The sequence below is a fragment of the Janthinobacterium sp. EB271-G4-3-2 genome, assembly GCF_020858035.1.
Classification (GTDB): Bacteria; Pseudomonadota; Gammaproteobacteria; order Burkholderiales; family Burkholderiaceae_D; genus Janthinobacterium; species Janthinobacterium aestuarii.
Window position 1 is genome coordinate 926,208 of the sequence record NZ_JACYMG010000001.1, and the last position, 16,446, is coordinate 942,653.

Annotated in this window: 22 protein-coding genes; 8 read left to right on the forward strand and 14 right to left on the reverse strand. The window is 64.1% G+C overall.

The annotated features are described in order from the left end of the window. The 4 genes from IGS55_RS04025 to IGS55_RS04040 form a co-directional block, all read right to left on the reverse strand. Positions 1-351: a hypothetical protein gene (locus IGS55_RS04025; protein ID WP_230516097.1), complete on the reverse strand. Its 351-nt coding sequence runs from the start codon at positions 349-351 to the stop codon at positions 1-3. Between the two features lie 12 nt (positions 352-363). After that, positions 364-627, reverse strand: a complete 264-nt coding sequence (locus tag IGS55_RS04030; protein WP_051991725.1) for a DUF378 domain-containing protein — start codon at positions 625-627, stop codon at positions 364-366. A gap of 179 nt (positions 628-806) precedes the next feature. Continuing rightward, entirely contained in the window at positions 807-1,337 is a 531-nt protein-coding gene (locus tag IGS55_RS04035) for a GNAT family N-acetyltransferase (RefSeq protein ID WP_230516098.1), read from the reverse strand. 7 nt (positions 1,338-1,344) lie between these two features. Then, positions 1,345-1,917, reverse strand: a complete 573-nt coding sequence (locus IGS55_RS04040; RefSeq protein ID WP_230516099.1) for a helix-turn-helix domain-containing protein — start codon at positions 1,915-1,917, stop codon at positions 1,345-1,347. A 116-nt stretch (positions 1,918-2,033) separates the two neighbouring features. Here IGS55_RS04040 and IGS55_RS04045 point away from each other — a divergent pair, with 116 nt between their 5' ends. After that, positions 2,034-3,122, forward strand: coding sequence for a flavodoxin family protein (locus IGS55_RS04045; RefSeq protein ID WP_230516100.1), 1,089 nt, complete (start codon positions 2,034-2,036; stop codon positions 3,120-3,122). Between the two features lie 12 nt (positions 3,123-3,134). On the opposite strand, the gene IGS55_RS04050 is transcribed toward IGS55_RS04045, so the two are convergent. Beyond that, complete coding sequence (locus IGS55_RS04050; protein WP_230516101.1) at positions 3,135-4,037, reverse strand: LysR family transcriptional regulator; 903 nt, start codon at positions 4,035-4,037, stop codon at positions 3,135-3,137. Positions 4,038-4,144: 107 nt separating this feature from the next. Between IGS55_RS04050 and IGS55_RS04055 the strand changes: the two genes are divergently transcribed. Continuing rightward, positions 4,145-5,221 carry a YeiH family protein gene (locus tag IGS55_RS04055; protein ID WP_230516102.1) on the forward strand — a complete coding sequence of 359 codons (1,077 nt, stop codon included), beginning with the start codon at positions 4,145-4,147 and terminating at the stop codon, positions 5,219-5,221. A 106-nt stretch (positions 5,222-5,327) separates the two neighbouring features. Beyond that, positions 5,328-5,969 (forward strand): LysE family translocator, encoded by a 642-nt coding sequence (locus IGS55_RS04060; RefSeq protein ID WP_230516103.1) that lies wholly within the window; start codon positions 5,328-5,330, stop codon positions 5,967-5,969. On the opposite strand, the gene IGS55_RS04065 is transcribed toward IGS55_RS04060, so the two are convergent. Further along, positions 5,970-6,731, reverse strand: coding sequence for an alpha/beta fold hydrolase (locus tag IGS55_RS04065; RefSeq protein WP_230516104.1), 762 nt, complete (start codon positions 6,729-6,731; stop codon positions 5,970-5,972). Positions 6,732-6,817: 86 nt separating this feature from the next. Here IGS55_RS04065 and IGS55_RS04070 point away from each other — a divergent pair, with 86 nt between their 5' ends. Then, positions 6,818-7,576: an AraC family transcriptional regulator gene (locus IGS55_RS04070; RefSeq protein ID WP_230516105.1), complete on the forward strand. Its 759-nt coding sequence runs from the start codon at positions 6,818-6,820 to the stop codon at positions 7,574-7,576. On the opposite strand, the gene IGS55_RS04075 is transcribed toward IGS55_RS04070, so the two are convergent. The 8 genes from IGS55_RS04075 to IGS55_RS04110 form a co-directional block, all read right to left on the reverse strand. Beyond that, entirely contained in the window at positions 7,573-8,214 is a 642-nt protein-coding gene (locus IGS55_RS04075; protein ID WP_230516106.1) for a CatA-like O-acetyltransferase, read from the reverse strand. The genes IGS55_RS04070 and IGS55_RS04075 overlap by 4 nt on opposite strands. A 37-nt stretch (positions 8,215-8,251) precedes the next feature. Further along, positions 8,252-8,641 (reverse strand): DUF5071 domain-containing protein, encoded by a 390-nt coding sequence (locus IGS55_RS04080; RefSeq protein ID WP_230516107.1) that lies wholly within the window; start codon positions 8,639-8,641, stop codon positions 8,252-8,254. Positions 8,642-8,654: 13 nt separating this feature from the next. Then, the gene (locus tag IGS55_RS04085) at positions 8,655-9,875 is read right to left on the reverse strand and encodes an MFS transporter (protein WP_230516108.1); all 1,221 of its coding nucleotides are present in this window, start codon (positions 9,873-9,875) and stop codon (positions 8,655-8,657) included. Between the two features lie 66 nt (positions 9,876-9,941). Continuing rightward, on the reverse strand, positions 9,942-10,496 hold the full coding sequence (locus IGS55_RS04090; RefSeq protein ID WP_230516109.1) for a GNAT family N-acetyltransferase: 555 nt from the start codon (positions 10,494-10,496) through the stop codon (positions 9,942-9,944). 107 nt (positions 10,497-10,603) lie between these two features. Then, a complete protein-coding gene (locus tag IGS55_RS04095; protein WP_230516110.1) occupies positions 10,604-10,891 on the reverse strand; it encodes a pentapeptide MXKDX repeat protein in 288 nt (95 codons plus the stop codon). 83 nt (positions 10,892-10,974) lie between these two features. Then, positions 10,975-11,706 carry a molybdopterin-dependent oxidoreductase gene (locus IGS55_RS04100; RefSeq protein WP_442908142.1) on the reverse strand — a complete coding sequence of 244 codons (732 nt, stop codon included), beginning with the start codon at positions 11,704-11,706 and terminating at the stop codon, positions 10,975-10,977. Between the two features lie 49 nt (positions 11,707-11,755). Then, the gene (locus IGS55_RS04105) at positions 11,756-12,352 is read right to left on the reverse strand and encodes a cytochrome b/b6 domain-containing protein (protein ID WP_230516112.1); all 597 of its coding nucleotides are present in this window, start codon (positions 12,350-12,352) and stop codon (positions 11,756-11,758) included. After that, positions 12,352-13,158 (reverse strand): DUF1223 domain-containing protein, encoded by an 807-nt coding sequence (locus IGS55_RS04110; protein WP_230516113.1) that lies wholly within the window; start codon positions 13,156-13,158, stop codon positions 12,352-12,354. Before IGS55_RS04110 ends, IGS55_RS04105 begins: the two co-directional genes overlap by 1 nt. Before the next feature lie 130 nt (positions 13,159-13,288). Between IGS55_RS04110 and IGS55_RS04115 the strand changes: the two genes are divergently transcribed. From IGS55_RS04115 to IGS55_RS04130, 4 genes are all read left to right on the forward strand, one after another. After that, positions 13,289-13,873, forward strand: coding sequence for a sigma-70 family RNA polymerase sigma factor (locus IGS55_RS04115; protein ID WP_230516114.1), 585 nt, complete (start codon positions 13,289-13,291; stop codon positions 13,871-13,873). Then, positions 13,870-14,517 carry an NrsF family protein gene (locus tag IGS55_RS04120; RefSeq protein ID WP_230516115.1) on the forward strand — a complete coding sequence of 216 codons (648 nt, stop codon included), beginning with the start codon at positions 13,870-13,872 and terminating at the stop codon, positions 14,515-14,517. The genes IGS55_RS04115 and IGS55_RS04120 overlap by 4 nt, the downstream gene beginning before the upstream one ends. A gap of 131 nt (positions 14,518-14,648) precedes the next feature. Beyond that, complete coding sequence (locus IGS55_RS04125) at positions 14,649-16,148, forward strand: DUF4331 domain-containing protein (protein WP_230516116.1); 1,500 nt, start codon at positions 14,649-14,651, stop codon at positions 16,146-16,148. Positions 16,149-16,161: 13 nt separating this feature from the next. Further along, positions 16,162-16,407 (forward strand): hypothetical protein, encoded by a 246-nt coding sequence (locus IGS55_RS04130; protein ID WP_230516117.1) that lies wholly within the window; start codon positions 16,162-16,164, stop codon positions 16,405-16,407. Positions 16,408-16,446 lie beyond the last annotated feature (39 nt).

Here is a 16,446-nt window from a genome sequence, read left to right on the forward strand (position 1 = left end):
TCAAGCTCCCAGCGCCTGCAGCACGCCCTTGCGCTTCTTGTGCGCCGCTTCATAGACTCGCAGCCGCTTGCGCTGGGCGGCGGACAGGCCATCGAGCTTGTCGCGGATCTGCGCCACCGTCAATTGCTGGTAGCCGGCGATGGGCAAGTCCGGCTGCGACGCATCCGAGGCAGCGCCGCCGGCATTTTTCCGCTCCTGTGCTTCCTTCGTTTCACCCGATTGCGCCCTTTGCTTGTTCACGATGCGCGCCGCGACTTCTTCCTCGCGGCCCGGATAGCGGCCTTCCTGCTTGAAATCCCGTTCCAGTTTCTTGAATTCGCGTTCACGCTTGGGGCTTGCACCGACAGGCATGTCACCTCCCGTCTACGGTTTGGCCGGCAACTTGCGCAGGCACAGGTAAATGGAATACAGCGCCGCCAGTCCCACCAGCACGTACACGCCGCGCGAAGCGGCCGTCATGGCGCCGAGGATGCTGGCCACGATGTCGATATCGAACAAGCCCACCAGCGCCCAGTTCAAGCCGCCCACGATCAAGAGGATCATCGAGATCCAGTCGACCACGTTCAAGCGCTTTGCCGACATTTCCTGTTTTGCCGCACCGTCCGATCCTGCCTGGATATTCGCCATATCAGCCTCCTGTAAGAAGAAAGGACCCGCCGCCGGGTCTATCAAGGAACAGTGTAGGCGCGGCACCGGCATGCGCCAGTCGGACGATGCCGGGCATTCAAGTAGGAAGACTCTGTAATCAGGCGGGTGATTTTATCTGGCAACAAGCCAGGCGGCAGCGCGCATCGGGTAACTGCAGCTCATTGCCGCAGCTGCTTGTACATGATGGTGGTGGCGTCCAGGCGGTTGCCGTCCGGCGCCAGCGCATAGGCGGGGATGCTGCCGGCCACCACGTAGCCAAGCGACAAGTACAGCGGTTGCGCTTGGTCGCCGCTGCGCGTGTCCAGAGTCAGCAGGCTGCGCGGCAACTGGCGCGCCTGTGCTTCCAGCGCCTGCATCAGCTGGCGGGCGATGCCATGCCGGCGGAAAGTGGGCGCAACCAGCAGCTTGCGCACTTCGGCCCGGTGCGCCTGGTTGGGATTAGTGTCCCAGTCCAGCTGCACGGCGCCCGCCACCCGGCCATCGACTTCGGCCACCAGCAACAGGCGCACGCCGCGCGTGACGGCCGGCAACACATTATCGGTCCAGAACGCCTGGCTGGCCGCCGTGTCGAAAGGCAAGATAAAACCGATGCTGGCGCCGTCGTACACGCAGTCTTGCAGCAAGGCGCCCAGTTCCGGCAAGCGTTCGACAATATCGGTGGGCGAAAAATGGCATAGCGATGCGGGCATGGCGACCTCAGACAAGAAAGAGAAAATAGCGGGCGCCGCTGTCTGGCGGCGTCGTGAACGCGCTGGGGCCGTGCAGCTGGTAGCGCAAACAGTCGCCGGCTAGCAAATCGTACGCGCGGCCATCGACGGTCACGTTCAGCTTGCCTTCCTGCAGCAACAGATGGTGTTCCATGCCGGGCCGGGGCGAGGCGGCATAAGTGATCGTCACGCCCGCATCGAGTTCGCATTCGAGCGCTTCGCCGGCCAGTACGCGTGACGGGGGCGAGACAGAGCGGCGCCGGAAACCCGTGTCCGGGTCCGTCCATACGCTTTGCTGAGCCCGCCGCAGCAGCGGTGGGAAATCGTCTTCCACCATGCGCAGCAGGCGCGACATGGCCAGGCCGTACGCCGCGCACAGCTTGCCCAGCACGCTAGTCGTCGGGCTGACTTCGCCATTTTCCAGGCGTGACAGGGTGGCGCGGCTGACCTGGCTGGCACTGGCCAGCTGGTCCAGCGACCAACCCTGCTCCACGCGCAACTGTTTTAAACGCGCCGCCAGCCGCTGTTCCGTGTCGTTATCAGTCAATGTTGGATTTTCCATATATGGGAATTTATCCCACAAAAGAGAAATTGGCAAGCAGTTGCTGCACAGTTGTTCAGCGCACAGACCAGCAAGCCCTCCCCAGGCACGATACGCCATCACTTCAAGGAAAAGCCATGGCCTCCACTCCCGCCACTCCCCAGCCACGTCTGGGTCAGGCGCCCGCGCCGCTGGGCAGGGTCGAATTCCATTTGCAGTTTATTCGCTCATATGCCGATCCCGCGTTCGACGCCGTGCGCGGCGCCTTGGTGCAGGTGGAAGAAGTGGCGTGGAAGAATTACCAGGATGGCCGCAAGGCGCCCGTGACACAGAAGGCGGGGCCCGGTTTTCTTGACCCGGACTACGACTTGTCCGTGGAGTGGAAAGCCACGCGCGACCGCCTTCTGGCCGCCGAAGCGCGCCAGAAAGACCCCGCCACGGCGTCGCGCGTGCTGCTGATCTGCGGCGCGGCACGCAATGACGGTTCTTGCCCTGGTGAAATTTCCAAAACGTGGCGCATGACGCAATGGGCCAGGGAAGTGCTGCAGGCCGACAATATCGAAACGGACGTGCTGGACCTGAGCCTGCTGACCTCTTCATATGATTTGCACATTCATCCGTGCAAGGGCTGTGTCTCGACAGCCATGCCTCTGTGCCACTGGCCATGCAGTTGCTACCCGAACCATGGCGAACGGCAGACGAATGACTGGATGGCGGAAATTTACGAGCGCTGGACGGCTGCGCACGCCGTCATCATCCTCACGCCCGTGTACTGGTACCAGACGCCCAGCGTACTCAAACTGATGATAGACCGGCTCGTGTGCGCCGACGGCGGCAACCCCGATCCCACGTCCACGCACGGCAAGAAAGCCGTGGAAGCAAAGGCACTCGAATTACAAGGCTGGAATTACCCGAAACACCTGGCCGGGCGCGCGTATGGCCTCGTCGTGCATGGCGACGTGGCCGGCATCGAAGGCGTGCGTCGGGGCCTGTCCGACTGGCTGGACTGGATGGGCCTGGTTAACGCAGGCGCCAAGGCGCGGCTGGACCGCTACATCGGCTATTACGACAGTTACGCGCAAAGCCACGATACCCTCGACCATGACGCTAATCTGCAGGAAGAAGTGCGCAACGTGGCGCGCGCCGTGGCCGTCGCCGTCCAACGGCTGCGTGCAGGCACGCTGGCGCCGCCCGATACGGAACTCCAGCCTCCCCGGCCAAAATGACACCCGGCACAGCTAGCCCGCCATGCGCGATGCGTGGCGGCACAGCTCCAGGAAACCGGCCAGGCGCGGCGAGAGTATCTTCTTGGACTGGCGGATCAGATAAAAGTTGCGCTCCAGGGGCGGCAGCATGGTCTCGAGTTCCACCAGTTGCCCGCCGGCCAGCAAATCGGCCACGACGACGCGCGACAGGCAGGCGATGCCCAGCCCCGCCGCCGCGCCATATTTGATGGCTTCCGAATTACTGAATTCGCCCGCGGCGCGCAGGTAGTGCAGATACGGCACCAGCGCCTGCTCCACAGCTTCGCGCGTGCCCGAGCCCGCTTCGCGCAGCAGCCAGCCTGCCTGGTTCAGTTCCGTAAAGCTGAGCAGATGGCGCAGCTGCGCCAGCGGATGCGTGGGCGCGGCCACGATCAGCATCTGGTCCGTCAGCCACGGCTCCACCAGCAAGCCCGGCTCATGGCACGGCCCTTCGATCAGGCCGACATCGACACGGAACTCGGCTACGGCGGCCGCGATGTCGGCCGTGTTGGCAATCGTCACCTGCGGAATGCTGCGCCCGTATTGCTGCGCCGCTTGCGCCAGGATCTGCGGCAGCAGATAGATGCCGATGGTGGTGCTGGCGCCGATCTGCAGGCTGACGGGCACGGACGGGTCGGCGCCCGCGAACTGGCGCTCGATGCTGGCGGCCCCGTCGCGCATCTGCCGCGCCTGCGGCAACAGCAGGCGGCCATTGTCGTTGAGCAGCAATCGCTTGCCCACCCGGTCGAACAGTTGCGCACCCAGCAAGGTTTCCAGTTCGTTCAGGGACGCGCTCGTGGCCGATTGCGACAGCGCAATCAGGTCGCCAGCCGCGCTGGTGCTGCCCGAGTCCGCCACGGCGAGGAAAATCTGCAATTGCCGCAAGGTCAACGCCATCTCATCTACCTATTTTTTCAGTTAAACATACAAAAACAATCCGTTTTACCATTTAATCAGCGGACTGTACAGTCATGCCATACGAATCAAGAACCATGGAGTACGGCATGTCATCCCTCTTAACAACTAACACAACCAATTTCAGCGACCGCTATGGCCGCCTTCTGCCGGGCCTGCTGCTCAGCGGCGCAATCGCTTATGGCGCCATCGCGCTGGGCAAGCTGGAATGGATGCAAAGCCACGGCATGAGCGCGCTGACCCTGGCCATCATGCTGGGCATCGTGCTGGGCAACAGCGTGTACGGCCGCCTGGCGCCCACCTGCGGCGCGGGCGTGGCCTTTTCCAAACAGACCTTATTACGACTCGGCATCATCCTGTACGGCTTCCGCCTGACCTTCCAGGATATCGGCCAGGTAGGGCTGGCCGGCATCGCCATCGATGCGCTGGTGCTGGCGTCCACGTTTGGCCTGGCCATGTTCCTCGGCACCAAGGTATTCAAGCTGGAGCGCAACAGCGCCATTTTGATTGGCGCGGGCAGCTCGATCTGCGGCGCGGCAGCCGTGATGGCGACGGAACCCGTCGTCAAGGGACGCAGCGAGGATGTCACCGTGGCAGTTTCGACGGTCGTGGTGTTCGGCACCATCGCCATCTTTTTATATCCTTTGCTGTACCAGCTGAATCAAGGCTGGCATCTGCTGGGCGCCACGCCTGCCGCCTTCGGCGTGTACATCGGCTCGACCGTGCATGAAGTGGCGCAAGTGGTGGCGGCCGGCAAGTCGATCGGACAGGAGGCGGCGAATGCGGCCGTGATCGCCAAGATGGTGCGCGTGATGATGCTGGCGCCGTTTCTCGTCATCCTGTCGGCCGTGCTGGCACGCGGCAAAGCGAAGGCCGGTGGCAAGGAAAATGCGGCCAAGTTGGCCATCCCCTGGTTCGCCTTCATCTTCATTGCCGTGGTCGCCTTCAATTCGCTGGGCTGGCTGTCGGCACCGGTGGTAGCCGCCATCACCGAGTTCGATACGGCCCTGCTGGCCATGGCCATGGCGGCCCTGGGCTTGACGACGCATATGTCGGCCATCCGCCGCGCCGGCATCAAGCCCCTGCTGCTGGCAGGCCTGCTGTTCTGCTGGCTGATCGCCGGTGGCGCCGCCATCAACCACGTGGTTGCCAGCCTGTTTGCCTGACCTTGAGCCGGATTCAAGCCGGGGCCGCTGACGCGGGAGCCGAAAACTTCGTACAATACAAGTGTTTTGACTCTCAAACCGGCTTCGGCCCCATCCAGGAACATCCATGCACCTCTCGAACTGGCTGCTTTTCTGCAGCGTCGCCCTGCTCGTCACGTTTTCTCCCGGCCCGGCCGTCTTGCTGGCCATCTCGAACGCCATCGCCGTCGGCCCCCGCCGCGCGATGATCAGCAGCATGGGTAATGGTTTTGGCTTGTTCATCATTTCCGGCGTGGCCATGGCCGGCATGGGCGTGGTGCTGGCCACCTCGGCCACGGCCTTCATGCTGCTGAAACTGGCCGGCGCCCTGTACCTCGTGTACCTGGGCATCAAGCAATGGCGCAGCAAGACCAGCGTCGTGGCCGATGCGCCCGTGGTGGCTGGTGCGGCGAATCCTAATTCGTTCTGGAAACTGTTCCGCCAGGGTTTGACGGTCGCGTTGACCAATCCGAAAGCCATCCTGTTCTTCTCGGCACTGTTCCCGCAATTCATCACGCCGGGCGAACCCGTGGCCATCCAGTTCACCGTGCTGACGACCTCGTTTGTCGCCTGCGCCATGCTGGCCCACTTGTTCTACGCCAACCTGGCACGCCTGCTGAAAACCCAGCTGGCCACGCCGGGCCGCGCCAAGCTGTTCAACCGCATCACGGGCGGCGCCTTCGTCTTGCTGGGCCTGAGCCTGCTGCGCCTGCGCAGCAAGGTCGCGTAATTACTGAAGTAAAAATGTCTCGATGCTGGCCGCCAGGGCCAGCGGCGTTTCATTCATCGGATAATGTCCCGCATTGCCCAGCACCTCGAGCCGGGCTTGCGGGTACCACGCCAGATACGTGCGGCGCATCAGGGCCGCATCAAAACGGGGGTCGTGCTCCCCCACCAGCGCCAGCAACGGTAGTTCCACGCGCGCCGCCTTGATGTCTTCACTGAAATCCGTCCCGCTCCACGCGAGAAAATAGGCGGCAAACGCCGCTTGGTCCGAACTTTCCCAAGAGTATTGCGCCTTCCAGTCCAGCCAGGCGGCTGGCAAGCGTTCGCCCGTGCTGCGGTCGATGATGCCGCGCCGCGCCTGCACATTGCCACTGGCGTCGAGAAACAGTTGCCGCGCCGCCCCATCGAGCGCCACGCCACAGCTGGGTACTGGCGCCACGGCCACCAGTTTGCGCAGGCGCAAGGGCGCCAGCAAGGCCAGCCGTTCCAGCGCCATGCCGCCCATCGAGTGACCGACCACGCTGAACGTGGCAAAGCCGAGCGCATCGGCCAGGGCCAGCGCGTCGCGGGCGACCTCGTCCATCGAATAGCTGCCCTGTGCGCCGCGCATGCCGCCATAGCCGCGATTATCCATGAAGACATAGCTGAAAGCGCCGCCATCGAGGGCCGCTTCCATCGGCCCGAACGCGTGCGCGTCGCCAAACCAGCCGTGCAGGACGATGACGGCGTGGGCGCCATGGCCCACGCGATGATAGGTGTTGTGCATATTCACTCCTGAAAAAGAGTGTGATGGTAAGCGGCCAGCCGTCGGCCCGCCTTCGATGGCAGGTCAAATACTATAGAGTACGGGCCATGGATGATTTTTATACAGAAGTGCCGCGCCCCTTGATCGCCACGGCGCGCGACTATGGCGCAGGCGCGATGTTTCCCAGCCACAGCCATGCGCGCGGGCAATTCGCGTATGCGGCGCAGGGCGTCATCAGCGTGCACACGCCGCAAGGCAGCTGGCTGGTGCCGCCGCAACGGGCTTGCTGGGTGCCGGCCCAACTCGTCCACGGCATGCGCATGCATGGCGCCGTGACCATGCACAACGTGTTTATCGACGCCCCAGCCATCGCCGGGGCCGGCTTGCCGCCCCACTGCCAGGTGCTGGACACACCGCCGCTGCTGCGCCAGTTGCTGGCCGAGGCAGTGACCGTCGACGCCCTGTATGCGGAACAATCGCGGGCCGGACGATTGATGGCCTTGCTGCTCGATGAGATTGCCGCCGCCAGGCCCCTGCCCCTGAGCGCGCCCCTGCCGCAGGAACCGCGGCTGGCGCGGCTGTGCATGGATATGCTGCAGCAACCGGGCCTGGGCAGCAGCCTCGATACGATGGCGGCGCAGGCCGGCATGAGCCGGCGCACGTTCACCCGGCAATTCCGCGCCCAGACGGGACTGGCCTTTGTCCAATGGCGCCAGCAAGCGTGCCTGCTGGCCGCCATCACGCGGCTGGCCGAGGGGCAAGCCGTCACCAGGATCGCACTCGACCTCGGTTATGCCAGCCCCAGCGCCTTCACGGCCGCCTTCCGCCGCGTGCTGGGCCAGGCGCCCAGCGATTATCTAGCCTAGACAATGATGGCGGCGATGCGCCGCGCCAGCGCCTGCGCCAGTTTCTGCACGTGGTAGCCGTCGACAAAACCATGGTGGGCTTGGGCAGAAAACGGCACGCGCATGCGGCCATCTTCCTGCGCGGGACCGAACTTGCCCCAGGTAAAGGTCGGGATGTCGGCGTCGCCGTGGCGGAAGATCGGGTGCTCGATGGCCGCCAGTTCCAGCCATGGCAGGCAGGTGATGAAGATATTGTTGCGCTGCTCGCGCTCGGTTTCTCCCTCCCCCGTGTTGATCAGCGCGCTGCTCGCTTCGGCCAGGCGTTTCGCTTCCAGGCTGCGTGCGATGAATATATTTAGCTGGTCCGTCATCGCGAAGCGCGTGTAGTTGAGGTTCTCGTCGCCGTTGATGACGGTGTACGAGGCGGGGAAATCGTCGATCTTGATCACCGCGCCCTGGTAGATGCGGTACATGAAGTTGTCGATCTCCCTGACCGTATTGAGCAGGCAGAACAGGAAAAAGTGGAATACGGGGATTTCCCGTTCCTTGCACCAGGGACGGAAATCCGGCACGTCGAGCTGGAAGTTGATGTTGACGAGGGGATTGTCAAACGCCCGGAACAAGTCATAGCGGTCGCGCCGCTTTTCAAAATTTTTCATGCGGCGAGTGTAGACGATGCAGGTGCTGGCGGGCAAGTCACGCAGCACCAGCGCCGCTGCCCGCCAAAATCTCCCGGGCCGCCTCGGCCACGCCTTCCTCCAGCTCGGCAGCCGTTGGCGCCAGGGCGAAACGCTGCAATTGCCCGTCCACCGCGGCAGCCAGCCCGGAGGAATGGCGCACGATGCCCATCAGAACAATGTACTTCCACTGTTCATCGTCGCTGGCCAGCACCGTTTTGACATAGGGAGCCAGGCGCGGACCGATGCCGGCCAGGTAAGGCAGGAGGACGGCGGCCACGGGCCAGTTGGCGTCCTGCACCCACTCGAGGATCTGCGGCATGGCGGGACGGATTTCCTCCCAGCGCAAGGCGGTCAGGGCTTGCGCGTTCTGCGTATCGTGTTTGTCGCGCGGCAATGGCAGACTCATGCGAGGCATCTTGTCATGCGGCGCCGCCATGCGCCAGGCCCCGCTGCACCTTCCACGCCAGCGGCAAGGTCAGCAGCAATACGGCCGCCAGCGCCAGCAAGGCCGTGTGTACGCTCGTATGGTCGCCCAGCGCGCCGAACAGCACGGGCGACAGGGCTCCGCCGCCGATGCTGCCCGTGTAGAACAGGGCAAACGCGTGCTCGCGCTTGCCGGGCCCGGCCAGTTCCGGCACGGCGCCATACAGCACGGACGAGGTGCCGTTCAGCGCCAGTCCCAGCAGGGGCAGCATGGCCATGACGCCGGCCAGCGGCAGCCACAGGGCCGCCACGATCAGCAGCGAGGTCATCGATTCCGTCAGCCACACGGTCTTCATCATGCCGATGCGCGCGCCCAAGTAGCCGCACAGCAGCTTGCCGAAGGCGCCACCCACGAACAGCAGAGATAAGGCCACGCCGATGCCGGCCGTGCCCGCCCCCTTGCTTTTCAGCAGGAATGGCAAAAAGGTGAGAAAACCCATGCGTACGGCGCTGTCCAGGGTGCCCGTGGCCAGCAGCGCACGGAAACTCGCGGGCGAACCGTTGCCCGCAATGGGCTTGCTTACTTTTTTCTGGCTGGCCTGGATGTCGCCGGGCTTGGGCAGCAGCCACCACAGCAAACCGGCCGCCGCCAGCCCCAGCAAGCCCAGCAGCGAGACGCTGGCTTGCCAGCTGCAGACCAATAACAGCAAGCCCACCAGCGCGGGTATCAGGGTCTTGCCGATATCGCCGGCAAAGTTATAGTGCGACAGCGCCTCCTTGACGCCGCCGCCCGCCTCGTGCGTGTCGGTGACGATGGACGAGGCCAACGGATGCTGGGTGCTGGCGCCCAGGCCGCCCAGCAGCAAGGCGAACAGCAGCACGGCCAGACCGCCCGCCTGCCCCGCGACCAGATAGGCGACGCCGGCCAGCGCCGTGCCGCCCACCAGCAGGCGTTCGCGCCCCCAGCGCCTGGCCATGCGGCTGGCCAGCAACTGGAAGCCGGCCATCATGCCCGAGTACGAGCCGCGCAACAGGCCCACCATGGCATAGCTGATGGCAAACTGCGCCTGCCAGATGGGCAGCAGCACATAGATCACGTCCGTCAAGCCGTCATGCACGGCATGCGCGCTGCAGGCGGCGAACAGCGAGCGGCGGCGCAGGGATTTGTCGGTAACGGTGGATATGGCGGACAGCGAGGTGGCGGACGGGTCGGTCATGGCTCTGCGGGTATCGGGAGAGATATCTAGTATACAAGTCTCTGCTCATCCGCGTGCCACGGCTTCCTATCCTTGCGGATGGATCAGCGCATTGAGCACCATATCTTCCCACTGGCCGGCAATTTTCAGATAGGCCCTGGCATAACCTTCGCGCTCGAATCCCAGCGTGCGTAACAGGCGCTCGCTTTTCACGTTGGCCGGCATGTGGTTGGCCATGATGCGGTGCAAGCCCAGCTCCCCGAAGGCATAGCCGATCCCCGCCGCCGCCACTTCGCGCATCAGGCCACGGCCCTCGCAAGCCTTGGCGACGGAGTAGCCAAGATTGCACGCTTGCAGCGGCCCCCTGACGATATTCGTGAAGTTGCACCCGGCAACCATCTTGTGCGAGTCCCGGCCGATGGCGATGAAATTGACGGCGTTGCCATCCAAGAATGCGCGATACGCACTTGCGGCTCGCGCATGGCAGGCATCCACAGTGTAAAACTGGCTGTCGCGTTCAGGCTCCCACGGTGCCAGGTGATGCCTGTTTTCCTGCTGGTAGGCAAGCAGCAGATCCGCATTGCCGGGGTGGAGCACGGTCAAAATGGTCTGTGGCGTTACAATCGTGGGCAATGGCCGCATGGGTATCCGGAGTCGGTATTGTCACCGCACTCTGCGGTATCCGGCCTGCCGCGTCAATACCATGATTGGCCTTGCACCGCCACGACAGGCGGCGCAAGGCCCTTTCCTTATTTGGCCATCGCATCCTTGGCCATGCCATCTTTCTTCATTTCATCCTTTTTCATCTCGTCCTTGGCCGTGCCGTCTTTCGCCATGCCATCCTTGGCCATGTGATCCTTCTTCATGTGTTTCTTGGCCATCGGCTTTTTCATGCCGTCTTTGCCCATCGCGTCCTTGTGCATGGCATCGGCCGAAGCGTCCTTGGCCATGGCGTCTTTCTTCATGGCGTCCTGGGCAAACGCGCCGCCCGACATGAGGATGGCGGAAGCGATGATGGCGGTGATGGTGGTTTTCATGATAGGTCCTTGTCTCAGTGTGGGATGGGCGAGATTGCCCGGTGGTAAAGTGACTGCGGTGCTATAGGTGTTGCCAAAAGTGATCAAGATCCGCCGAACCAGTTGTAGCCCTGATTCTCCCAATACCCTCCCGGGTAGGTATTCGTGACAAAAATGGCCTGGATGTGCTTGGGGTTCTTGTAGCCCAACTTGGTCGGCATGCGCAGCTTCATCGGGTAGCCATACTTGGGCGGCAATTCCTGGCCGTCATACGTCAGGGCCATGATGGTTTGCGGGTGCAGGGCCGTGGCCATGTCGATGCTCGTAAAATAATCGTCGGCGCACTTGAAGCCGATGTATTTGGCCGTCGTGTCGGCGCCCACCCGCTTGAGGAAATGGGAAAACGGCACGCCGCCCCACTTGCCGATGGCGCTCCAGCCTTCCACGCAGATGTGGCGCGTCACCTGCGTTTCCTGCGGCAAGGCGCGCAGCTGCGGCAGGGTCCACGCTTTCTTGTCGGCGATCAGGCCGCTCAATTCCAGGCGCCAGGCGTCGCCGTCGACCTGTTCCACTTCATCTTCGCCGTAATACGCGTTGAAGGGAAACGGCCGCGTGATCATGGAATCGGGATACGTGGGCGCCAGCTTGCTCGGGTCGAACAGCCAGCCTTGCACCCGGTCGTTGAAGCGCGACACCGCCGTCAGGGCTGTCTCGATGCTGGACGGGTCGCTGGCGCTGCAGCCCGTCAGCAAGGACAGGCCGCCCAGGGTCAAGCTGCGCTGCAGGAACAGTCGCCGCGACGGCTGCTTGATCTGGCGCAAGGCGTCGGCCAGCATGGCCTGGCCCTGCTCTTGCACGAGGATGGTTTTTTTCATGCTCATCTCCTTAGCGGCCGCGCAGCATGGCGACCAGGGTGCGCGGCACCAGCGCCACCATCAGCAGGTGCACGCCGACAAAGCCCGTCAGCAGTGCCATGGCGATGAAGTGGACCCTGCGCGCGCTCTCGTAGCCGCCCATCAGCTCGCGCAGCAGGGGAAATTGCACGGATTTCCACAGCACCAGGCCGGACAGCACCAGCACGATGCAGTCGAGCATGACGAACAGGTAGGCGGCGCGCTGCACCATGTTGTAGTGGCGCGGGTCCGCATGGGCCAGCTTGCCCTTCAGCGCGGCCGCAAAATCGGCCAGCAGCAGTCGCGGCGACAAGGGAAAGAACTGGCGCCGCAGCCGCCCCGAGACGATATTAATGATCAGATACAGCAAGCCATTGGCCACCAGCAGCCACATGGCGGCGAAATGCCACTGCAGCGCGCCGCCGAGCCAGCCGCCCAGGGTCAGGATGCGCGGCAGTTCGAACGGGAAAAACGGCGCCGCGTTATAGATGCGCCAGCCGCTGGTGGCCAGCACCACGACGGCCACGGCGTTGAGCCAGTGCGTGATGCGCAGCCAGGCTGGATGGATCACGCTTGCTTGTCCGTTCATCACATCGCTCCCTTCGCGCAGGATGCCGTGCTGACGGCTTGCAGGATGGCGCTGCTGTCGCTGCGCTGCACGAAGGCCACCACTTGCAGCCGCTCCGGGCGCCAGCTGGCGGGCAGGTTGACTTCACGGCGCAGCTGGGCACGGCCTTGCGACATCGCAACCGGTCCCAGCCACAGGCGCACGGCCGCGTCGTGATGCAGGGTGGCGCCCCGGTTTTCCCCGCGCAGCACTTTGGACACGATGGCGCTTTCGCTGATGGCCACGTACAGCTGGCCGCGCGTCTGCGCGTCCGGCGCGCTGGCATTGGCTTCCAGCACCAGCTTCCCACCGGACCCCGGCGTGGCGGACAGGCCGATAGCGACGGGCGCGGCGGTGGCGTTGATGCGGCGGATGGCGGCCGGCAGTTGCGTATCCCAGCTGCGCAATTCCGTGCCGCCGACGAAAAACTGCGGCGTGTAGGCCACGTGGCGCGGCTGGTGGCGCAGCAATTCGGCCTGGCGCGCATCGAATTGCGCCTGCGCCAGCGGATCCGTCCAGCCGATCTGGTCCCAGTAGGTGACGTGCAAGGCCAGCGGCACGATCAGGCTGGCCGCTCCCGCTTCCTTGCGCAAGGCGCTCAGGCGCTGGTCGGCGGGCGGACAGCTGGAGCAGCCTTCGCTGCTGTAGAGCTCCACCAGCGCCGCCGTCTGCGGCCCGCTTTGCACGGCGCAGCGCTGGCCGGACACCATCTGCGCCATGGCCGGGGCGGCCACAGCCATGCTCAGTACGGGTAAAAGCAGTGTTGCAAGGCGGTGCTTGATGTCCATGGTCTTTACCCGGTATATTGAATTAAGAAGCGTGCTTGCCTGTCAATTCGCCGCATGCCGCGGATTGGTTACAGCCGCCCTCCATTATTTTTGAATTTATTTTTTCCAACGCCTGTCACCAAAGGCCTGCATGCAACGAATACCTGTAAGCGAACGCCTGCATGGCACGGAATTGCGGCTGCATGGCTTGATGCTGCGCGGGCTCGATGGCGATGCGGCGGCCTACCGCAGTTTTTTGCAGGCAAGCAGCCAGCACTTGCGCGCGTTTTTCCGGCGCCGCCTGCAGCGCTGGCCGGACGAGGTGGAAGACCTGGTGCAGGAGTGTCTGCTGGCCATCCACAACCAGCGGTTGACGTATGACACGGGGGTGCCGCTGACGTCGTGGATCCATGCGATCGCGCGCTATAAGTTGATCGACTGGCTGCGCCGGCATGGGCGGCGCGAGGCGCAGCACTTGCCGTACGACGAAGAAGATAGCGCGCAGGAACTGTTTTCCAGCGCCGATGCCGAGGCGGCCGAAGCCAGCCGCGACTTGGGCAAGCTGCTGGCCACCTTGCCCGCGCAGCAGCGCGACGCCATCGTGCACACCAAGCTCGATGGCTGGTCCGTGCGCGACACGGCGGCCGCCATGCGGATTTCGGAAGCCAGCGTCAAAGTGGCCGTACATCGCGGCTTGAAGGCACTGGCAGCCAACTTGAGGATAACGACACCATGAAAACCGATGACTTGATCGCCATGCTGGCCAACGGCCCCGACGTGGCCGCCGCGCCGCCGCCGGGCACGCACTGGCGCACCGCATCCACGTTGGGCGCCGGGCTGCTGGCCAGCGTGGCCCTGATGGCCATGCTGCTGGGCGTGCGGCCCAATTTGGAGCAGCTGGCCCAGCTGCCCGATTTCTGGATCAAGGTGGGCTTTGTCGGCTGCCTCTGCCTGGCGGCCTGGCAGGTCAGCCGCCGCCTGTGCGTGCCGGGCGCCGCCACGCGCGCCCTGCCCCTGCTGCTCGCCATGCCCCTGCTGCTGATGTGGGCGCTGGGCGCCATCGTCCTGAGCGAAGCGCCGCCCGAGCAACGGGCGGAACTGTTCTGGGGCGCCACCTGGCGCAGCTGCCCCTTGCTCATCGCCCTGCTGTCGCTGCCCATCCTGGCCGCCGTGCTGCGCCTGATGCGCCAGCTGGCGCCCACGCGGCTGCGCCTGGCCGGCGCGGCGGCCGGGTTTGCCGCCGGCGCCATGGCTGCCCTCGTGTATTGCCTGCATTGCCCCGAGCTGGCGGCCAGCTTCGTCGGCTTCTGGTATGTGCTGGGCATGCTGGCGCCGACCGCCATCGGCGCGACCCTCGGCCCCAAAGTGCTGGCCTGGTAAGGAGGCGGCAAGGTCAGTTGCATACTTTGACAAAGAGTTGAATCCGTTTTTTGTAGCCGTTCGTATAAGTCAGGCAGCCTGCAGTTTCTTGGACTTATCTGTCAACGCTAACAAAAATCGGGAGAATCGACATGTCATTGTTACACTCGAAAACCGCACTGGGCGCCGCCCTCCTGGGCAACCTGCTGGCCTTGGCGATCGCGCCATCGGCCTTCGCCTCCAGCCACCGCGAAGCGCCGTTCATCACGCAAAACCCCAAGGTCGACGCCACCGACTTCTATATGTTCCGCAGCTATGAAACGGGGCGCGGTGCCTACACCACGCTGGTGGCCGACTATATCCCCCTGCAGGACGCCTACGGCGGGCCGAATTACTTCACCATGGACCCGAACGCGCTGTACGAAATCCATATCGACAACAATGGCGACGGCAAGGAAGACCTCACCTTCCAGTTCCGTTTCACCAACACCATCAAGGATGGCCAGTTCACCGTGGGCGGCAAGAAAGTCTCGATTCCGCTCGTCATCAACGGCGGCGCCATCGATTCCGTCAACCCGGCCGGCCTGAACGTGCGCGAAACCTACAGCGTGACCGTGGTGCGGGGCGACCGCCGCACGGGCACGCGCAGCAGCGTCACGAATGCCACGGGCGGCGGCACGACTTTCGACAAGCCCGTCGACAATATCGGTAACAAGGCCATTCCCAACTACGCCGCATATGCCGCGCAGCATGTGTACGCCGTCAACATTCCCGGCTGCGCCACGCCGGCGCGCCTGTTCGTCGGGCAACGCAAGGACCCGTTCGTGGTCAACCTGGGCGAAACGTTCGACTTGATCAACATCAAGGCGCCCGCCACGGAATTTGCCGCGAATGCGGAGTCGGCCGCCAAGGATGACCTGGCCAAGAAAAACGTCACGGCCATCGAGATGGAAGTGCCGACCGCCTGCCTGACCGCCGGCGCCGACCCCGTCATCGGCGGCTGGACCACGGCCAGCCTGCGCCAGGGACGCCTGCTGAACCCGGCGCCGGGCACGGCCACCGCGGCTTCGAAGGAAGGCGGCGCGTGGGTACAAGTGTCGCGCCTGGGCATGCCGCTGGTAAATGAACTGGTGATCGGCCTGAAGGACAAGGACCGCTTCAACGCCAGCAAGCCCTCGGGCGACGCGCAATTTGCCGACTATGTCACCAACCCCACGGCGCCAGCCCTGGTGGAAGTACTGTACGGCTCGGCCGGCGCCAAGGCGCCCACCAACTTTCCCCGCAACGATCTGGTCGCCACCTTTTTGACGGGCATCAAGGGCGTGAACCAGCCCGTCACCGTGACGGCATCGGAAATGCTGCGCCTGAATACGTCCATCGCCGCCACCAACGTCGGTGCGCAAAACCGCCTCGGCGTCATCGGCGGCGATAACGCGGGCTTCCCGAACGGCCGCCGCCCCGGCGACGACGTGGTCGACGTCGTCCTGCGCGTGGCCATGGGCAAGCTGTGCACCCTGAACATCGGCTGCGCCCCAAGCGATGCCCCGGCCGGCGGCCTGCATTTCACGGATGGCGCCTTCCTCGACGAAACGTCGTTCACGGCAGGCTTCCCCTACCTGAAAAATCCCGTGGCCGGTTCGCCGCAGCTGTAACCAGGAGAATGCGATGAAAAAGCTCTATGTATGCGGCGCCCTGGCGTTCACGGCCCTGCTGGCCGGCTGCGGTGGCGGCGGTAGCAGCAGCCACGGCGGCGATAACGGCGGCGTCAATCCTCCGCCCGTCGTCCTGCTCGACTCTTTTTATGTGGCCGTCAGCAACGTCATCCTGACCACCAGCGATGACAAGGACGGCGTCGGCATCGACGCCATCATGGCGACGTCTCCGGAGAATACGGAGCCGGTGCCTCTGTAAGCCCCATCGGGCGCCGGGGAGTCAGCTCCCCGGCGCCCT

Bases quoted from the DNA above. Each gene is read 5' to 3' on its own strand.
- IGS55_RS04065 (WP_230516104.1), bottom strand. From the start codon at position 6,731: ATGCACAACACCTATCATCGCGTGGGCCATGGCGCCCACGCCGTCATC.
- IGS55_RS04110 (WP_230516113.1), bottom strand. From the start codon at position 13,158: ATGGACATCAAGCACCGCCTTGCAACACTGCTTTTACCCGTACTGAGC.
- IGS55_RS04025 (WP_230516097.1), bottom strand. From the start codon at position 351: ATGCCTGTCGGTGCAAGCCCCAAGCGTGAACGCGAATTCAAGAAACTG.
- IGS55_RS04130 (WP_230516117.1), top strand. From the start codon at position 16,162: ATGAAAAAGCTCTATGTATGCGGCGCCCTGGCGTTCACGGCCCTGCTG.
- IGS55_RS04090 (WP_230516109.1), bottom strand. From the start codon at position 10,496: ATGCGGCCATTGCCCACGATTGTAACGCCACAGACCATTTTGACCGTG.
- IGS55_RS04055 (WP_230516102.1), top strand. From the start codon at position 4,145: ATGTCATCCCTCTTAACAACTAACACAACCAATTTCAGCGACCGCTAT.
- IGS55_RS04050 (WP_230516101.1), bottom strand. From the start codon at position 4,037: ATGGCGTTGACCTTGCGGCAATTGCAGATTTTCCTCGCCGTGGCGGAC.
- IGS55_RS04030 (WP_051991725.1), bottom strand. From the start codon at position 627: ATGGCGAATATCCAGGCAGGATCGGACGGTGCGGCAAAACAGGAAATG.
- IGS55_RS04070 (WP_230516105.1), top strand. From the start codon at position 6,818: ATGGATGATTTTTATACAGAAGTGCCGCGCCCCTTGATCGCCACGGCG.
- IGS55_RS04095 (WP_230516110.1), bottom strand. From the start codon at position 10,891: ATGAAAACCACCATCACCGCCATCATCGCTTCCGCCATCCTCATGTCG.
- IGS55_RS04080 (WP_230516107.1), bottom strand. From the start codon at position 8,641: ATGAGTCTGCCATTGCCGCGCGACAAACACGATACGCAGAACGCGCAA.
- IGS55_RS04115 (WP_230516114.1), top strand. From the start codon at position 13,289: ATGCAACGAATACCTGTAAGCGAACGCCTGCATGGCACGGAATTGCGG.
- IGS55_RS04105 (WP_230516112.1), bottom strand. From the start codon at position 12,352: ATGAACGGACAAGCAAGCGTGATCCATCCAGCCTGGCTGCGCATCACG.
- IGS55_RS04035 (WP_230516098.1), bottom strand. From the start codon at position 1,337: ATGCCCGCATCGCTATGCCATTTTTCGCCCACCGATATTGTCGAACGC.
- IGS55_RS04085 (WP_230516108.1), bottom strand. From the start codon at position 9,875: ATGACCGACCCGTCCGCCACCTCGCTGTCCGCCATATCCACCGTTACC.
- IGS55_RS04045 (WP_230516100.1), top strand. From the start codon at position 2,034: ATGGCCTCCACTCCCGCCACTCCCCAGCCACGTCTGGGTCAGGCGCCC.
- IGS55_RS04040 (WP_230516099.1), bottom strand. From the start codon at position 1,917: ATGGAAAATCCAACATTGACTGATAACGACACGGAACAGCGGCTGGCG.
- IGS55_RS04125 (WP_230516116.1), top strand. From the start codon at position 14,649: ATGTCATTGTTACACTCGAAAACCGCACTGGGCGCCGCCCTCCTGGGC.
- IGS55_RS04120 (WP_230516115.1), top strand. From the start codon at position 13,870: ATGAAAACCGATGACTTGATCGCCATGCTGGCCAACGGCCCCGACGTG.
- IGS55_RS04075 (WP_230516106.1), bottom strand. From the start codon at position 8,214: ATGAAAAATTTTGAAAAGCGGCGCGACCGCTATGACTTGTTCCGGGCG.
- IGS55_RS04100 (WP_442908142.1), bottom strand. From the start codon at position 11,706: ATGCTGGCCGACGCCTTGCGCCAGATCAAGCAGCCGTCGCGGCGACTG.
- IGS55_RS04060 (WP_230516103.1), top strand. From the start codon at position 5,328: ATGCACCTCTCGAACTGGCTGCTTTTCTGCAGCGTCGCCCTGCTCGTC.